Origin of the sequence: Rhizobium sp. NZLR1, assembly GCF_017357385.1 — a bacterium.
Taxonomy (GTDB): Bacteria; Pseudomonadota; Alphaproteobacteria; order Rhizobiales; family Rhizobiaceae; genus Rhizobium.
On sequence record NZ_CP071636.1, the window covers coordinates 231131 to 247842 of the forward strand.

A 16712-nucleotide genomic window follows, 5' to 3' on the forward strand; every position below is an offset into this window, starting at 1 on the left:
CATATAACTCCGGCAATTTTGGAAGGAAGACATTTATCGCCGGCCGCCGCCGCCACGGCCACCGCCGCCACCACCACCACGGCCACCGCCACCACGGCCACCACCGTGGGATACTGGAGGGCGGGAGCGCTGTGGCGCGGCGCGCGGCGCAGAGCGCTGTTGGCCGCCCATGCTCTGCGCACCCCGCTTCGAAGAAACCGCTTCCCGGCGGCCGGATTGGACATTGCCAAGCGCACTCGGCTGCCGGTTGCGATTGTCGGACCTGGCGGCCATTTGCGGTTTTTTGGCTTTCTGCGCAGGCCTTGCGGCCGGCTTGTTCGGGCGATTGGCCGACTTCGCGGGGCGCGCGTCGGGGCGTGACGCCCCCGGACGATTGGCCGCGTTCGGCGCTCCGGGTCGCGGCTTTTCCTTCAGCCCCTGCACCGTTCCCTTCCGGATATCGTCGGCGCGGGCGCCGACATCACGCGTGCCCGTCCTCTGGCTTGCATTTATTTCGGACGCTCTGTTGCGCAACTGATTGCGATTGTCGGCCTGCAATCCGGATTTGATCGACGAACGGTCCAGCTTGGCAAGTTGGTCCTTGCCGATGCTCATTTTGCTGCGGTCGACATTCGACCAATCGACATCGTTAAACTTCATCTTCCCGTTGAAATTTCGACCGTTCAGGCAATTGTTGCAGTCGATGTCGACGTCACCACCGCCCCAGCGACCTCCCCACACACCCCAGTCGTCCCAGTTCACGATGGCGGCAAAGGCGACCCCGGTTACCGCGCCGGCAAAGAAAGCGGCTCCGGGATAGTAATAATTGTCGTACGGCTCCGGATAGTAGGAGATCGGTTCAGAAGCATAGCCCGGCTCGTAAAGCATCTCCGGCGGATATTGCGGGATATAGATTTTTTCCGGATCGGTCGGACGGATGATGACATTGTCGTTTTCCGTAACGACCGTCACCTTGTCATCCGTCTTGATGATGTTTTTTGCCACCGCTTCGTCGCGAAGTTGCTGAATGGCAATCAGCACATCCTTCTGCTGATTGGTGAGCGCATCGGCAAGCGATTGGGTCCAATCGAGATCCTCGCTCATCATCTTGACGATATCGGGGTAGTTGAGCAACGAGACGACGCTGCCGTCCCAGTCGCTTTTGGGCTTGAGGTCGGCATTCTTCTTTTTCGTATCCAGAAAACGCTGGGCTTCGATGATCTGCAAGGGAAACAGCGAGGCGGCCGAAATCGCCGCGACCAGTTCGTCCGGATAGAGCGCGATCCGCGCCACGAGCACTTCAAGTTCATCGTCTGAAAGGAGTGTCGCCGTGGACTGTTCTGCATCCGCCTGGTTGGGCGCCGCAGCTGGTGCAGGAGCCTGCGCTCTGACAGGAAGTGCCGGCTGCAACGCGATGATCGCCAAGGTCGACAACCCAACCAGCAGCTTGCGGGAAACTCTATTCATCGCACAAGGACCTCCCTTTAATCGTTGAATGGCAGAAGCGTTCACCGCAGTTTCGGACTAACTGGCGTCCGCCTGAGCATCACAATTTTCGATTGTGCTATCGCTTCCCTCATCTCTTTCAGCAATGCGTCGACCAAGCCTGCATATTCCAGCCGCCGCGCCTCCCTTACGGCGTCAGACAGCTGTTCGACATGCGCCAATGCCTGCGCCGCCGCAGCGAGATCCTCGCACATGCTGTGAAAGGCCTCGTTTACGTAGAAAAGTCGCTGCACGAGCCTTGCCTGGTCGGGAAAATGAGCTTCTGCCGCTTCGAGGGCGGACAAATATGTCGAACCACTTTCTCCCGACACCATCTCCGCCCCCGCCACCGAACTGCGCCAGCAGATACGGAACTATATATCAGGCGAACCGCCTCAAGACGTAAAATACGCGATCCTACGCTCGCCGGCGCTCGAATCGATTTGCGCATTCGACAACCAAGCCATGGAACGGGATGCATCTGCCTATCCGGCGTTTTTCCGTCCCACTCCGGCAATCCACTCAGGCAGATCGGCTGGGGACGCCCCGATAGAGATTACGCGATGCTACGGGTCTTTGCGCCGAAAGGGGCCTACTATCCAATCCTCGCTTGCGATCAAGATGGCTCGGGCAGACCAAGCCAGAAGGGGGATCCGTGTTTCTCGACTATTTTGCCTTGGGCGTCTTGGTCTTCGTCGTGGTCACCCTTTTCTACGCCGTGATTGCAATTCACGACATTCCCCACCTGATGGCCAAGGCACGAAACCACCCCCATCAGGACGCGATACACGTTGCAGGATGGGTCAGCCTCTTCACGCTCCACGTGATCTGGCCGTTTCTGTTCATTTGGGCAACGCTTTACCGCGAAGACAGGGGCTGGGGCATCCGGCAGGACGGAAAGTTATCGGCGGAAGCTGAGGCGAATGCGGAAATTGCTCGTCTCCATGCAAGAATCGCCGAGCTCGAGACAAAGACGCCGGAGAAGGAGAACGCCTGATGGATCTGCTCCTCATACTCACCTACGCCGCGATCTGCTGGGCAGTCTTTAAAATATTCAGGATCCCTGTGAACCAGTGGACGCTCGCAACCGCGGTCCTTGGAGGGATCTTCCTCATTTCTACCCTGCTGCTGCTGATGAGCTACAACCATCCCTATTCAGGCGACGGTCGCATCTACTTCACCTCGGCTCCGGTCATTCCCGTCGTCGGAGGCCAGGTCGTCGAGGTCCCGGTGACAGCGAATGCGCCGTTGAAAAAAGGCGACATTCTTTTTCGCATAGATCCGAGGCCCTACCAGTTCACCGTCGATCAGAAGAATGCCGCGCTCGCCGAAGCCAAGCAGTCCGTCCTGCAATTGAAAGCGGCCATGGATGCAGCCAATTCAGGGGTCACGGGCGCAGAGGCCTCGAGGGACAGGTCGCAGCAGGCCTTTGAGAAATTCCAGCAGTCGAACGAGAATGCGAAGTCGAGCGGCAAGGGCGCCGTCTTTTCCGAACTTGAGGTCGAGAACCGGCGCGGCATCTACCTGACTTCGCAGGCTGCGGTCGACACGGCCATCGCCCAAGCAGTGCAGGCGAGACTTGCCTATGAGTCAGAGATCAACGGAACCAACCCGACAGTTGCAAGGCTGCAAGCGGAATTGAACAACGCCGAATACGAACTCGACCAGACGGTCGTGCGGGCTCCGACCGATGGCTACGTCACGCAGGTTTTCCTCCGCCCCGGAATGATGGCCAACCCTCTGCCCTTGCGGCCGGTCATGGTCTTCATCGACAGCCAGGACCGCATGCTGGCGGCAGCTTTCATCCAGAACTCGCTGCAGCGAGTGCGCGTCGGCGATGAAGCGGAGGTCTCCTTCAGAGCCGTGCCCGGCAAGATATTCAAGGCCCGGGTGCAGGGGGTCATCGATGTGATGGCACAGGGCCAACTCCAGCCGAGCGGTGCGCTGATCGATCCGCAATCGCCCGAGCGCATATCGCCCGGGCAAACGCTGGCTCAGATCGAGTTGCTCGAAAACACAGACGATTATCAACTACCGGGCGGCGTCGTCGCCGATGTCGCGGTCTACACCCACCATTGGCACCACGTCGCAGTCCTTCGCAAGGTCCTGTTGCGGATGAGCAGCTGGATGAACTTCGTGTTCCTCGAACACTAACGGCATGTCCCGCAGAAACCCTGCGTCGGTTTGCGCCGCAATACCAAGATCCGACGCGCGCCGAGCGGGCAAGGGCCAACGGCAAGGGATAAGGAGCCAGTGGTGATAGGAAGTCTTCCCATGTTGCGGGGCCTTGCCGGCTTCAACAGAGCCTGGCTCCGCAGTGACATTCCGGCCGGCCTGTCGATCGCAGCCGTTGGTTTGCCGAGCGCCATCGCCTACCCCGCCATCGCCGGTTTGCCCCCTGAGACGGGCATCTATGCCAGCATCGTCGCGCCGATCGCCTATGCGATCTTTGGACCTTCCCGGCTCTTGGTCGTCGGGCCCGACGCCGCGACCATGACCGTGCTGGCGGCCGCCATGGGTGCGATCATCGCAACTGGACCGGCGGCGACCGATACCGACAGGATCGCCATCGCGTCGGCCCTTGCCCTCGGTGTCGGTGTCTGCTGCATTGCTGCAAGGTTGTTGAGGCTCGGTGTTCTCGCGAGCTTTCTGTCGCGTCCCATTCTGGTGGGGTTCTTCGCCGGCGTGTCGCTGTCGATCCTTGTCGGACAAATCGGCCGCTTCACAGGGCTCAAGATTGAATCGGATGGGTTGATCCCGCCACTCGTCGAGCTCCTCGCCAAGAGCAGTCTGATCCATTGGCCTTCGCTCCTTCTCGGCCTCATCATGTTCGCGTTGTTATGGGTCGTCCGGGCCTTCCATTTCAGAGTTCCGGGCCCTGTTCTGGTGGTCGTCCTCTCGGTTGTTCTCTCTGCGATCTTCGACTTCCAAGGCCGGGGTATCGCGGTTGTCGGTGACATCCCGAGCGGGCTGCCGAGCCTGTCCCTGCCCGCATTGCATCGGATGCCTCTCGATAAGATCGTGCTCGGTTCAGCCGCCATCTTTCTCGTCAGCTTCGGCGCCGGCATCGTCGCGGCAAGAAGCTTCGCTTCGCGAACCGGAGAGGAGGTCGACGCCAATCAGGAATTGATCGGACTTGGTGCTGCCAATATTGCACCCGCCCTCTTCGGCTCGTTTCCGGTCAGCGTTTCGGATTCGCGAACCGCGATAAACCTGTCGACGGGCGGCGTCTCGCAGGCCGCGGGACTGGTATCGGCAGCGACCCTGATTGCCGCTCTTGTTTTCCTTCACAGTGCCTTGCGGATACTTCCCATTCCGGCGCTGGCGGCAATCCTTGCAACGGCGGCGATCAGCCTCATCGATGTTCACGAACTGAAGAAGATCTGGCGTGTCAGCCGGATGGAATTCATCTTTGCGCTGATCGCCATGTGGGGTGCGATCAGCTTTGGGGTCCTCAACGGCGTGGTCGTCGCTGTTGCGGCGACTTTCGCCTATCTGCTGCGTCAGACGATGTTCCCGCGCGACGGTCTTCTCGGCCGCATCGAGGGACGGCATGGCTTCTTTGATCTTCGCCGGTTTCCGGAAGCCCGCTCGGTCGAGGGCGCGGCCGTCTTTGCCATTCAGGGCAGCATTCTGTTTTACAACGCCGACTACCTGCGCATGCGGCTGACATCGGTGGCAAAGGAGCTCGCTGTCGGGACCAGATGCCTCGTGCTGGATGCGAGCGCGATCACGCATATCGACAGCACCGGCGCAACGGCACTGGAGGCCGTGGCCGAGCTCCTTGCGCAGCGGAACATCATCTTCGCGATTGCTGACCTCAGCGAAGAGAGCCGCGGCATTCTCGAACGCGCCGGCGTCATCAAGGCGATCGGAGCCGACAATCTTTTCAACGGCAGGGAAGAAGCCCTGCGAACGCTGATCGGCGATTTCGATCAGACCGGGACGGCAGCTTCGGAAGCCAACGTACCTTAAGCACAGGAGGGAGAGCCATGGACGAGAATTACGAACCGAGCCAGATCGATGTGAAAACCGACAATGGCGGCAAGGACAAAAAGAAAAAGAAGTCGTGGGATTATGAAAAAGAAATCGGCCGCATGCAGGTGGAGCTTGCGCATCTGCAAGCCTGGGTGAAGAAATCCGGTGCGAGGATTGTCATCATCTTCGAAGGACGCGACGCCGCCGGCAAGGGCGGCATGATCAAGCGGATAACGGAAAAGGTCAGTCCGCGCGTTTTCCGCGTCGTGGCGCTGCCCGCTCCGACCGATCGCGAGAAATCACAGATCTATATGCAGCGATACATCGCCCATCTGCCGGCAGCCGGCGAGATCGTGATTTTCGACCGCAGCTGGTATAACCGTGCCGGCGTCGACCGCGTCATGGGTTTCTGCAGCGAAAAGAAGGCAGAGCGCTTTCTTGAATTAGCGCCTCGCTTCGAGGCTTCGATCGTCGAAAGCGGCGTTGTTCTGCTGAAATATTTCCTCACGGTCGGCGAGGAGGAACAGGAGCGTCGTTTCAAGCGTCGGATCGACGACCCGCTGCGGCAATGGAAGCTGAGCCCGATGGATGTCGAATCCTATCAGCGCTGGTGGGATTATACGCGCGCCTATGACGCGATGCTGCGGATGACCGATACAAATCACGCACCGTGGTGGATTGTGCCGTCGGACGACAAGAAACGTGCGCGGATCAACTGCATCTCGCACATCCTGCAATCCATCCCTTATGAACGCGTCAAGTTTAATGCGCCGGATCTCAAAAAACGCCAGAAGCGGCCGGCCGACTTCGTGGACGATCACAGCATCCGACATGTCGTGCCCGACGTCACGCCATAAACAAAACGAGCCTGGAACTGGCGGGCGCGATGATGGACAGATCAGCCGAGACGACGACGCAAAGCAGCGAGGCCGGACAGGTTTCGATAGAGGCGAAAGTTAGCGATCTGGTTCGATTGGGCATCATCGGGCTTTTTACCTACTGGACCATGGTTCTCATCGCGCCCTTCGCACTCATCGTCATCTGGTCGGCCATTCTTGCGGTCGCACTGTTCCCGATGTTCGAAGCGCTCACGCGGCTGATCGGAAACAGACCGAGAATTGCGGCGACGGTCATTGTCGTCGGCTGTCTTGTCCTGATCATCGCACCGCTGGGCCTCGTTGCCGTCAATTTTGCCGATGCCGCGCAGGCGTTGATCGGCAAGTTGTGGACAGGAAACGTCACGCTCCCCTCCGCCCCGGCGGCGGTGCGGGAATGGCCGATCGTCGGCGAGCGAATCCATGACACATGGAACCAGATTGCCGGTGACCTGGCCTCCACCATCGTCAAGTTTCAGGCGCCCATTCGTGAGGTCATGGGCGTTGTTGTTGCAAAGCTCGCCTCGGTTGGCGGCGGCCTGTTGAGCTTTGTCGTATCGATCATGCTTTCCGGCCTGCTTCTGACAAGGGCGGCGCGCTTGGCGACAGCAATTCAGGCGCTGGCGAGCCGGGTCGGCGGGGACAGAGGTGTCGGCTTTGCCCGGCTGGCCGGAACGACCGTGCGAAACGTATCGCGCGGTGTCATCGGCGTTGCCTTTCTGCAGACCTTGCTTTGCGGTTTGTGTTTCGCCGTCTTTGGCATGCCGGCGCGCGGCGCGCTGACTTTTCTGGTCTTCATGCTCTGCGTGATGCAGCTCGGGCCCGGCCTGGTGCTCCTGCCCGCCATCATCTGGGCCTGGTTCTCCTGGTCTCCCGTCACCGCCTTCGTCTTTACCTGCATTGCGGTCCCCATCACGCTCATCGACAACATCTTGAAGCCGATCCTGATGTCTAGGGGCCTCTCGACTCCCATGCCGATCATACTAATCGGCGTGATAGGAGGCACCCTATCATACGGTCTGCTGGGGCTATTTTTGGGACCGATCGTCCTGAGTGTCTTCTATGAACTTCTGAGAGCCTGGGCATGGCCATCAGATGCACCAGACGGATCGAACGCGGCTTGAAATCAGTCGGCCCAAACAGATTCTGACGTCGTGCGACGGCTTAGATGAAATATCTCCGTCTGTTCGATGAACGCTCTCGGGTGTTCTCCGTGTTCAGTCTTTGGTGCAATAGACGACGACCTCTTGCTCTATTTCGCGGCAGACTTGTTCGTACTCGTTGATCAGCGTCTGTTGCCTTGGATGCTGCCTTCGGAAGCGGTCCAGAGCATTGGCGGCAAGATCATAAGCCTCAAAAATCTCGCCCAGCGCCTCACTGGCCTGATCGGCCAAATCAGGACGGAACTCGGGGAGCCTCAGCATCAATTTCCTCCGTCCACACTCTTTGCCCATCGATTAGCTCCGCACTCACGTCCGCAAGGTGCCCGAACTGCATGAACATCAGATCGTTCCCGCGCAGATCCATGCAATTTCAAAATGGAAGGTTCGGCCGGGCCGCTTTGGGATCGACGCGTCGGCCGTCGAAGGGATGTACGGTGAACGCCGAGATACAAGCACGAAAAAACCGTCCCTTTATTTGGCCCAACAGATAGCAGCCGCAGCCGCATCGGTATCAGGGCTCATCTGGTTGGTATCTCCCATTCCGGCTGTCTTGATCGGTTGCGCTCAAGGCCTTCACGGTGACAGCCGCAACGACGCCGGTCAGCACGATTCCGGCAAAACCGATCACCAGGGCAAACATCCGAGCCGACAGATGTTTGGGCGTAAAATCACCATATCCGATGGTAAGGCCGGTCACAAAGGTGAAGTAGAGGGCTTCGTCGATCCTCCAATTCTCGATGCGCCATATTGCCAGGCCAGAAACGATCATTACCGACACGATGCCGGACAGGATTGGCCAAATGATACGAAGCTGCTGGGCGAGCGCAATGAAGAACAGACGTCTCATTTGCCTGGCGCCGGGCTCATCGCCTTTTCCTACTGGCACGATTTCCACCTTTCTGCAGTTCAGCCGCGTGTGAGCGGTTTCCGGAGGACATGATGCTATAACTATTAACGTAGAACAGGATTCAGGCCGACCTGACCTACAACCATCCTGTTCTAGAGCGTCGTTTGCGCGTCGGGAAAGATGCACGGCGCTGTCGAGCATCGCGGAACCCTTATCGCACCGCATCGGGCTCGGGCATCATTCCACTGCAGCCGACGTCACTGCATTTGCGGGGGCAGGACATACAGCGTTATGGCGAAGATCGAATAGACCATCAGCACCAACACGCCGACAAACCATGCCGACCGTCCGCTATTCGTCACGAACATCGCCGTGATGGTCGCAAGGAGGACCATCACCACGACTCCCGGCCAGAACTGCAGGTTCATCGGCGACGGACCGATCACGTAACTCAGCAAAACCAGGACGGGTGCAACGAACAACGCAATCTGGGAAGCGCTTCCGAGCGCGATGCCGACGCTGAGATCGAGCCGGTTCTTACGAGCGCCTGAGAACGCCGAAGCCATTTCGGCGGCCCCGCCAACCAGTGCGACGACGATGAAACCGACGAAGGCTGGCGTCATTCCGAACGCTTCAGCTGCCTTTTGCACCGATTCGACGAAGATCTCGCTCACCAGCGCGACGAGGACGGTGACGCCAGCAAGCGTGGCAAGGGCGAGGCCGATCGGCCACGGCATCTCGTCGCTCTCCGCATGCTCTGCTGCGGCGAAAATCTCGCGGTGTGTCCTGAGGCTGAACAAGAGCCCCAGTCCGTACCCGACAATGAGAAGAACCGACAGGCCGAGACTGAGTTTTTGGGTGACGGCCGACGCCGAGGTGGAGTCCATTTCAGCAACCGCCGAGGGCATCAGAAGCCCGACGGTGGCGAGAAAGAGAAGGCCGGCTTGAAGACGCGCACTGGCTCGGTTGAACTCCTGGAAGTGGTATTTAAGCCCGCCCAGGAGAAAAGAGGCGCCCAGCATGAACAGCGTGTTGGTGACGATCGCGCCGGCAATCGACGATTTTACCAACGTATACTCGCCGGCGCGCAGGGCAGCCAGCGCAATGACCAGCTCGGTGAGATTTCCGAGCGTCGCGTTAAGCAGCCCGCCTGCGGCGTCACCCGTCTTGGCGGCTACGGATTCGGTTGCGTGACTGAGCAACCCGGCCAACGGTACGATGGCAAGCACCGACAGGACAAAGAGCGCCGTGTGGGCCTCAGGCATCACCGCCGCAGCAATAAACACCACCGGCACTGCGACCAGCAACCACAGCATGGGGCTGTCGCGGATCTCTTTCAAAAGGAGGCTCAACCGTTCGCTCCCTTGGGTGGTGTTATTCCGGCAAAGCCGTCTGTTGGAAGAAGGTGACTGTCGCCTCATCCGGCGGACCGAACCATGTTGCAAACAATGTGCGGAAATCCTTCGCCGCATAGGCTTGGCTCAATGCTCGATCGACCGTTAGCCGGAAGTCCTCGTCTGTTCGCGCCAGTTCAAGACCGAGCGGCTCATAGGTAAAATGTCGTTTTAAAACAATCAGATCGCCAGAATTATCACTGCGCGCCGCGGCGTCCATCAGAAGCGGCATGTCTCCGAAAAAGACAGCTGATTGGCTGTCCAGGACGCGCTCGATCCCTTTCTGGAAGTTGTCGACGGATGTCGCCGTCGCGGCGAGCTGGAAGGTCTTGATCCTGTCCGACAGCCAACGCTCGCTTGTCGTGCCCGCTACGGACGAGAAGGTCTTATGCTCGAGTATCGTGCGCGCGGGCGAGCCTCGCCATACAGGCCGGTTCGTCGGTTCGCCATACTCTAGCACCTCCCGCAAAGCCAACGGGGCGCTGGCGCTGACCACGGCCCCGGTGCCGCTCGGAAAGATTGGGATTGAGAATGAGACCTTTTGCCTGCGGCTGAGGGTGACCGGCTCTGCGCCACAGACGAGGTCCACCACGCCATCCGTAACAGCATTCGCCCGCGCGTCGGCGCTCAGAGATACCCACTCCACATCGAGCCGCGACAGTTTCAGTTCGGCTTTCACACTGTCAGCAACCTTGTTGCAAAGGGCAACCGCATAGCCGTCGGGTGCTCCATTGTCCGTCTTGAACGAAAACGGCCTCGCATCGGGCTCGTAGCCCAATTTCAACGAACTGCTTGCGCGGACACGGTCCAGCGTCTGAGCGACAGCGGGCGCTAAACCCACCGACGACAGCGCCACTATGAAGATGGAGGCGCCCGTTGCGATCCATCGACCTTTGCTGATAGGCATGGTTTTTCCTCTCCCGCTACTCGGACGGCACACGGCTCACGCCGACGGCGAAGCGCGGTGCGATCAGGCCGTAGATAATGAAGCTGATCCCTGTCACCAGCATTCCCCCCATCACCGCATCCTTGCCGGAAGCATAGATTGCGAAGACGCTGTAAAGCATGCCGATCATGCAGATGACGGCGTTCAGCCGGTATTTCGCAGGCGGCACCCGCGCCGCCTTCATGATGACGAACAGTGCCGACAGTGAGATGATATAGGGCAGCACATTCGTCACGACCGCGAGGTTGACCAATGCGGAGAACTGCTCGCTGAGCGTCGGAGAAATGGTCATCAGGGCAAGGCATGTCTGCACGATGCCAAGGATGATCATCCCCTTCACCGGCGCGCCCATCTCGTTGACGTGCGAGAATATGGCGGGGAACATTCTCCCCTCGGCGGCGGTGCGCGCGGTCTGCGCTATCGTGAATTGCCAGCCCAAAAGCGAACCAAGACAGGCAAGGACTGCAAGCGCCATGATGATCGAGCCGATCATCGGGTTGAACATCTTGGCATAGGCCAGCGCGAACGGACCGGTTGAGGCTGCGAGTTCCGGGTTCGGCACGATGCCCTGGATGACTGTGGTCGACAGGATATAGATGACGGCTGCGCCAAGCGTGCCGAACATGCAGGCAAGGGGCACATCACGCTTCGGGTTTTCGACGGCATCCGAATTCTGCGCTGCCGATTCCATGCCGAGGAAAGCCCAGAGCGTCAGCGAGATGCTCGAGCCCATTCCCTGGCCGAGGCTCAATCCCTTCGGGTTCCAGGCCTCGGCAAAGGTGCTCGAACTGAACCAGAGCCATCCGATGATCGAAAGCAGCCCGACCGGGATGATCACGCCCCAAACGGTGATTGCGCCGATACGCCCGGTGATGCGCGGTCCGCCGAAATTTGCCGCCGTCGTCAGCCAGAGCAGAACGATCAATGCCAGACAGGTCATGATCGGCGTCGAGGTCAATACGGGAAAGAAGCCCGCGAGATAACCGACCGCAGAGATGCCAATCGCGACATTGCCGATGGCAAGCGACAGAAAATACAGAAAGAATACCAGGAAAAAGCCATCCTTCCCGTAGGCGTCCTCGGCGTAGGCCGACATTCCCCCCGGGCGCTGGTTGAAGATACCGGCCTGGGCGAACCCCCAGGCGATAGCCATTGAGCCGATGGCAGTCACGAGCCAGGAAAGCAGCGAGATGGCGCCGACCTGCGCCATGTTTGCAGGCAGCATGATGATGCCGGATCCCATCATGTTGACGGCGACGATGAAGGTGAGCTGAACCAGGTTCATCTTCTTAGCGGCCGTCTCGGTCGCAAGATGCATTGTGTTCTCGGTCATGATGAGATCCTCTCGCCCCCCTGCTCGCGCACGACGTAGGTGTAGAACTTGATCCGGCCATCGATCCGTTCCTGGAACACGCCCTGGACTTCGTAGTTGAAGCCGGGGAAGCGGTTGAAGGATTCTTCGAAAGCCAGGAAATAGTCACGCATTGGGCGCGCCCTGTCGTCCCAGCGTTCGCCGGGGACGATCACGCCGATACCTGGCGGATAGATCAGCGCCAGGGTTGCGGAGATGCGATTGGCAGCCTCCGTCAGCGGCACGTAATCGACGTTGTTGGCCACCAGCGCTTCGTAGGCCTGCTTCGGAGCAATTGCCGGTTCGGGGAAACTTTCCGAGCGGAAGCAGAGGCGTTGCAGCTCCTTGACACCGGCCTCACGATAGAAGCTGTGCATTTCGCGGCAAATCTGCCGGACCGTGTAGCCGGCATAGCGCTGGCGATTGGCGGCAAACACCGTGGGCAGCACTTCCTGCAGCGGCGCATCACGATCCCACAGGTTCTTGAACTTGACCAGCTTGGCGACAAGGGTGTTCAGCTTGCTCTCATCCTCGGCCGGCGTCAGCAGGAAGAGAAGACTGTTCAGGTCGCATTTTTCAGGCACGATCCGCTGCTCGCGCAGATAGTTGGCGACAACCGTCGCCGGAATGCCGAACTCGCGATACTCGCCGGTCTTCCGATCGATGCCGGGCGTCAGCAGCGTAAGCTTGTTGGGATCAACCATGGTATAGCCGGGCGCATATCCGGCATAACCGTGCCACTTTGCCTGCGGATCGAAACGCCAGCATTGCTGCTCGCGCTTGAGCACGTCTGTTGGGACATCCTCCCACCGTACATCTTCGAGATCGTTTGTGTGTTTTGAACCGGAAACACTGACCTTGTCCGGCACGAAGGGATCGAAGAACCACTGTTCCTCAGTGCCGGCGGCGTTGGACTCGTAGTGCTGAACGAAGCCGCGCAGCTTCTTGCGCACCTCGATCCCCAGCTCGATGCAGCGGTCCCACAGCATCTCGCCGGCTTTGCCTTCATGAACCTTGGCGTTGACATCCAGCGAGGCGAAGAGCGGATAGAATGGAGAGGTCGAAACGTGCATCAGCAGCGACTCGTTGAACCGCTTGTGCTCGACGAACCGCCGCTGGCCGCTGATATGTTCGTCCCGCTTGTGGATTTGCGAGGCCTGTGAGAAGCCCGCCCCCTGTTTGTGCACGGATTGGGTGGAAAACAGACCCGGCATGTCCGCATGAAGATCCTCGAGCCGCATCGGGCTGTGTCCCTCGAAGAGCGGATGAAAGGCATTGTAGCCGATCCAGGCTTCGTCCCAGAGCACGTAGTCGCAGAGGTGGCCGATCTTCTTCATCACCTCCCGCACGTTGTAGATCGTGCCATCATAGGTCGCGAGCTGGATGCAGGCCAGCCGGAAGGGCCTTTCAGCGTTCGCCCGGCCTTTGTCGCTGACGAGAGGATGCTCCTCGATCTTTTGCCGGAGCCATTTCTCGTCCCAGGCGGCCCAGTCGACCGCCCCGATCATGCCGAAAGCATTGCGGGCCGTCGGCAGATAGATCGGGATCGCACCCGCCTGCACCAGAGCGCCCTGGTGGAGGGACTTGTGATTGTTGCGGTCAAAGAGCACGAGATCGCCGCTGCGCAGCACCGCATTGGCGACGACCTTGTTAGAGGTGCTGGTTCCATTCAAGATGAAATATGTGCGGTCGGCGCCGAAGATGCGCGCCGCCTGCTTCTGGGCTTCCACGGCAGGCCCCTCGTGGATCAAAAGGTCGCCAAGATCGACGTCCGCATTGCAGAGATCGTTGCGGAAAATGCTTTCGCCCAGATATTTGAAGAACAGTTGCCCGGCAGGTGACTTGCGATAGAACTGGCCGCCTTGATGACCCGGGCAGTCGAAAGCGATATTTGCCTCACCATCATAAGCCATCATGCCGCCAAAAAACGGGGGCAACAGCGTTTTGCCGTAGTTGACCGCGCTGGAAATGATCTGCTTGGCATAGAAGGCAGGCGTCTGCTGTCCGAGATAGACGAAGCCTTCCACCTCGCCAGCCATTTCGACCACATCCATATCCGCAACGGTCAGCGTATCCGCCATGGCCCAGATCGGCGTAGCGAAGCCGATATCCCTGACGGAGCGGAGGAAGCTGCGCGCGGCCGGCAGCCAGCCGCCCTCGACCGAGCCGATATAGGCGCCGACGGCTGCATCTTCGGACACGTCGGCAGAGTAGCCGTCGCGCAGTTCCACTTCGAAACCCTCGGCGGCAATCTGCGCCAGCAGCTCCACAGCCTGCGGATTATCGCGATCGACGACGGCCACGATCTTCAGCATTTTGTGAAACGGTATGGCGACCGTCGGAGACTTCACATCTCGCGGGATCATTCTTGCGCCCCTTCTGCAATGCAATCGATCAGGTAGCGGCGTCCGCCATCGCCTGGAGCGAAGCGAAGACCATGGATATCCGTCTCGAAACCTGGGAACTTGCTGTCGAAATCCCGGGCATACAGCAGATAATCTTGAATGGACTTCGTGGATGGGGTGATCCGCTCGCCGGGCATGATCAGCGGAATTCCCGGCGGATAGGGAACGATCATCACGGCGAGGATGCGGTCCATGAGATCGTCGATCTCGATGCTCTCGATCTTCCCCTTGACCAGCCGGTCATAGGCATCGGCAGGACGTAGCGCCATTTCCGGCAGGACCGTGTACATGTCGCGCTGGGCCTTCGGCACGTCGTCCTTGCGATAGGTCGCATGGATGTTTTCGCAGAGATCTCGCAACCCCATGCCCGCATAGGCCTCCGGATGGGCTGCGGCGAGTGCCGGCAGCACGCGCGTCAGCGGCGCATTGGCGTCGTAGAGGTCCTTGAAATTGATGAGCTCGGTGACAAGCGTACTCCATTTGCCGCGCGTAATCCCCATTGAGAAGAGAATGAGGAAGGAATAGAGCCCGGTCTTCTCGATCTCGATGCGACGGGAGGAGAGGAATTTCGTGATGACCGCGGCGGGAATGCCGTGTTCTTGCATCATGCCGTTTGCGGACAAGCCCGGCGAAAGGATGGTGACTTTAATCGGGTCGACCATGACATGATTTTCGGCAAGGTCCGCGAACCCGTGCCAGGCCTCACCCGGCTTGAGGACCCAGTCGGCATGAGTGTCGCTAGGCGTCTCGTCGGCAATCGTCGGCTCCCACACATCGAACCACCAGCTTGCTTCCGTCTGTTTTCTGACAGCGTTCATCGCCCGACGGAAGCTGATCGCTTCGTCGATCATTTCCTGAACGAGCGCACGCCCTGCCGGCTGCTCCATCATCGCAGCCGCGACGTCGCAGGAGGCAATGATGCCGTATTGCGGCGAGGTCGAGGTGTGCATCATGAAGGCTTCGTTGAAGCGCGTAATGTCCAGACGCTTGGTGGCGGCATGCTGGATGTGGATCATGGATGCCTGCGAGAATGCAGCCAGAAGCTTGTGCGTCGAATGCGTGGCAAAGGTGATCGCGGTTTTGGATCGCGCCGGCTTCGTCGACGAGATTCCGTGAAAACCATCGTAGAATTCATGGAAGTTGGCATAGGCATACCAAGCCTCGTCGAAGTGCAGCACCTCGACGGCGTCGCCCAATACCTCTTTGATGGCGTCGACATTGTAGCAGAGCCCGTCATAGGTCGAGTTGGTGATCACCATCAGCCGGACCTTGCCGCTGGTCTGCCCGGCAAAGGGGCTTGCGGCAATCTTTTGGGCGATTGATTCCGGCTTAAACTGGTCCTTCGAGATCGGGCCGATGATACCGAGCCCATTGCGCGACGGCGTCATATAGATTGGCGTCGCGCCCGTCATGATCAGAGAATGCAGAATAGACTTGTGGCAGTTGCGATCGCACAGCACGAGATCGCCACGTCCCACCATGCCGTGCCAGATGATCTTGTTGGCTGTCGAGGTACCGCCGACGACAAACATGGTCTCGTCCGTGCCGAAAATACGCGCCGCATTGCGCTCACCCTCGGCGATCGGTCCGACATGATCGAGAAGCGATCCGACACTGCCGACCGATACGGAGATATCGGAACGAAGCGTGTTTTCGCCGAAGAAGGTGTAAAAGAGCTGGCCAACCGGGCTCTTGCGGAAAGCGACGCCACCCCCGTGGCCAGGTGTGTGCCAGGAATAAGCGCCCTCGAGTGTATAAGCCATCAACGCCTTGAACATCGGCGGCGGCAGCCGGTCGAGGTAGTTCCGCGCAGCCTGCGCTATGGCGCGCGCCATGAATTCCGCTGAATCTTCGAACAGCCGGAAGAAGGCATTGGTGTGGCGCAGCACGGTAGCCGGGACGTCTTCCGCAGTCGTGCTGTCGCCGAAGAGGAAGATCGGCAGGCGGTCGTTCCTCTGCCGCTTTGCGGTCAGAACCTCTTCCAGCACCTGCCAGCGCGTAGTCTTGTCCTCGGAGCCGTCGACGGAAATCAACCAGCAGGATTCGGTGTTGAAGATCTGAACGAGCCGGCGCGCATCCTCATAAGACACGCCGGAGACGATCCGGAAGCCTTCTTTTTCGATCGCGGCCGCCAGATCACGCATGCCGCGTCCGGCTGCGTTCTTGCCATCAAAATCCTCGTCGATAACGGCTATCGGAAATGCCATCTGGAATTCCATGCATTCCTCCAGAAACCGGGGGTCAAAGACTGTGGCCGCCATGCAGCGGCGTGCATCTCAGTTTGGAGGA

Annotated in this window: 14 protein-coding genes; 5 read left to right on the forward strand and 9 right to left on the reverse strand. The window is 59.4% G+C overall.

The window, feature by feature from the left end; translation table 11 throughout:
- Positions 1–33: 33 nt before the first annotated feature.
- Both J3O30_RS31580 and J3O30_RS31585 read right to left on the reverse strand, forming a co-directional pair.
- Positions 34–1446: a DUF3300 domain-containing protein gene (locus J3O30_RS31580; RefSeq protein ID WP_207585767.1), complete on the reverse strand. Its 1413-nt coding sequence runs from the start codon at positions 1444–1446 to the stop codon at positions 34–36.
- A gap of 41 nt (positions 1447–1487) precedes the next feature.
- Positions 1488–1799, reverse strand: coding sequence for a hypothetical protein (locus J3O30_RS31585; RefSeq protein WP_207585768.1), 312 nt, complete (start codon positions 1797–1799; stop codon positions 1488–1490).
- 320 nt (positions 1800–2119) lie between these two features.
- Between J3O30_RS31585 and J3O30_RS31590 the strand changes: the two genes are divergently transcribed.
- The 5 genes from J3O30_RS31590 (at position 2120) to J3O30_RS31610 (ending at position 7441) form a co-directional block, all read left to right on the forward strand.
- Positions 2120–2461, forward strand: coding sequence for a DUF3302 domain-containing protein (locus J3O30_RS31590; protein ID WP_207585769.1), 342 nt, complete (start codon positions 2120–2122; stop codon positions 2459–2461).
- On the forward strand, positions 2461–3618 hold the full coding sequence (locus J3O30_RS31595; protein ID WP_207585770.1) for an HlyD family secretion protein: 1158 nt from the start codon (positions 2461–2463) through the stop codon (positions 3616–3618). Before J3O30_RS31590 ends, J3O30_RS31595 begins: the two co-directional genes overlap by 1 nt.
- Before the next feature lie 120 nt (positions 3619–3738).
- On the forward strand, positions 3739–5439 hold the full coding sequence (locus J3O30_RS31600) for a SulP family inorganic anion transporter (protein WP_246762909.1): 1701 nt from the start codon (positions 3739–3741) through the stop codon (positions 5437–5439).
- Positions 5440–5456: 17 nt separating this feature from the next.
- Positions 5457–6299, forward strand: coding sequence for a polyphosphate kinase 2 (gene ppk2, locus J3O30_RS31605; protein ID WP_207585772.1), 843 nt, complete (start codon positions 5457–5459; stop codon positions 6297–6299).
- 32 nt (positions 6300–6331) lie between these two features.
- Positions 6332–7441: an AI-2E family transporter gene (locus tag J3O30_RS31610; protein ID WP_207585933.1), complete on the forward strand. Its 1110-nt coding sequence runs from the start codon at positions 6332–6334 to the stop codon at positions 7439–7441.
- 93 nt (positions 7442–7534) lie between these two features.
- Here J3O30_RS31610 and J3O30_RS31615 read toward each other — a convergent pair whose 3' ends face one another.
- The 7 genes from J3O30_RS31615 to J3O30_RS31645 all read right to left on the reverse strand — a co-directional run bounded on the left by J3O30_RS31615 (position 7535) and on the right by J3O30_RS31645 (position 16642).
- Complete coding sequence (locus J3O30_RS31615) at positions 7535–7771, reverse strand: hypothetical protein (protein ID WP_207585773.1); 237 nt, start codon at positions 7769–7771, stop codon at positions 7535–7537.
- Between the two features lie 220 nt (positions 7772–7991).
- On the reverse strand, positions 7992–8327 hold the full coding sequence (locus J3O30_RS31620) for a potassium channel family protein (RefSeq protein WP_207585774.1): 336 nt from the start codon (positions 8325–8327) through the stop codon (positions 7992–7994).
- A 257-nt stretch (positions 8328–8584) separates the two neighbouring features.
- Positions 8585–9679, reverse strand: coding sequence for a calcium/proton exchanger (cax, locus tag J3O30_RS31625; protein WP_207585775.1), 1095 nt, complete (start codon positions 9677–9679; stop codon positions 8585–8587).
- Positions 9680–9701: 22 nt separating this feature from the next.
- The gene (locus J3O30_RS31630) at positions 9702–10628 is read right to left on the reverse strand and encodes an amino acid ABC transporter substrate-binding protein (protein ID WP_207585776.1); all 927 of its coding nucleotides are present in this window, start codon (positions 10626–10628) and stop codon (positions 9702–9704) included.
- Between the two features lie 16 nt (positions 10629–10644).
- Positions 10645–12000 (reverse strand): putrescine-ornithine antiporter, encoded by a 1356-nt coding sequence (gene potE / locus J3O30_RS31635; RefSeq protein ID WP_207585777.1) that lies wholly within the window; start codon positions 11998–12000, stop codon positions 10645–10647.
- Positions 11997–14384 carry an ornithine decarboxylase gene (speC, locus tag J3O30_RS31640; RefSeq protein WP_207585778.1) on the reverse strand — a complete coding sequence of 796 codons (2388 nt, stop codon included), beginning with the start codon at positions 14382–14384 and terminating at the stop codon, positions 11997–11999. Before speC ends, potE begins: the two co-directional genes overlap by 4 nt.
- A complete protein-coding gene (locus J3O30_RS31645; protein ID WP_207585779.1) occupies positions 14381–16642 on the reverse strand; it encodes an arginine/lysine/ornithine decarboxylase in 2262 nt (753 codons plus the stop codon). The genes speC and J3O30_RS31645 overlap by 4 nt, the downstream gene beginning before the upstream one ends.
- Positions 16643–16712: the final 70 nt, after the last annotated feature.